Origin of the sequence: Burkholderia sp. KCJ3K979 (assembly GCF_016759955.1) — a bacterium.
Classification (GTDB): domain Bacteria; phylum Pseudomonadota; class Gammaproteobacteria; order Burkholderiales; family Burkholderiaceae; genus Burkholderia; species Burkholderia orbicola.
The window spans coordinates 1-1,041 of the sequence record NZ_JACFYV010000437.1 but is presented as its reverse complement, the minus strand read 5'-3'; the positions used below and the strand labels follow the sequence as shown (position 1 = coordinate 1,041).

Genomic DNA, 1,041 nt, shown 5'->3' with positions numbered 1-1,041 from the left:
TGTGAAGCGTCAAGAGGTTGTTTCTCGACGCGGGAAGTCTGGCCATCGGCGCAACGCCGCCGATGGCGCTATGGGCACGATGCCAGTTGTAGTGGTGCTGCCAACTCGCCAAGGCTTCGATGCGATGGGCCGAGCTCTGGTATGTCCATGCGTAGGCCCATTCGCGTAACGCTGACTGGATGAAGCGTTCGGCCTTGCCGTTGGTCTGCGGACGATACGCCCGCGTAAATTTGTGCCGGATACCCAATTCCTGACAGGCTCGCGCAAACTCGTGTGAGCGAAACGCCGAACCGTTGTCGGTTAGCAAGCGATGCACACGCACGCCGAGTCCGGCGTACCAAGCCACTGCATCGCGCAGGAACTGCACGGCACTGCGTTTCGTCTCGTCCGGATGCATTGCCGTGTAGGCAATCCGGGCGTGATCGTCCACTGCGACGAACAGGTACTCCCAGCCAACGCCGTCCACTGTATCGCGCCGATTGCCGGTGACACGATGGCCAGGACGCGCGATACGGCCAAGCTTCTTGATGTCGATGTGCAGCAAATCGCCCGGCGCCTCGTGCTCGTAGCGCTGAACCGGTTCACGCGGTTGCAGGTCGCTCAACCGAGACAGTCCGGCACGCACCAGCACCCGACTGACGGTCGAGGCCGACACTCCCACCTGTCGAGCGATCTGACGTTGCAGCAAGCGCTGCTGGCGCAATTCCACGATCAGTAAGGCAGTCGACGGGGCGATGGCGCGTGGAGAGCGAGCCGGTCGAGAAGAAGCGTCAGCCAGCGCAACAGCACCGCCGGCTAGGTAGCGTCCAAGCCATTTGCGCACAGTCGGTGCTGTCACGCCGTGATCGGCCGCCGCTTGCGACACGCTCGAACCGGATTCGGTGATCTCCTGAACCATCTCAAGTCGACGTGCGAAAGTGAGTCGGGCATTCTTATGGGTGTTCATCCGGCTGGGTTCCTGGAAGGTTGGGTGTTTGGCGACTTCCAGTCTCCCAGACTCAGTCCGGATGAACCATCGATACAACCTATTGAAGCTTCACA

At 61.0% G+C, this 1,041-nt stretch carries 1 protein-coding gene; it reads right to left on the bottom strand.

The window, feature by feature from the left end; all coding sequences use genetic code 11:
- On the bottom strand, positions 1 to 946 hold a 946-nt coding region (locus H3O04_RS35465; protein ID WP_175756105.1), incomplete at its 3' end, for an IS481-like element ISBcen26 family transposase.
- Positions 947 to 1,041 lie beyond the last annotated feature (95 nt).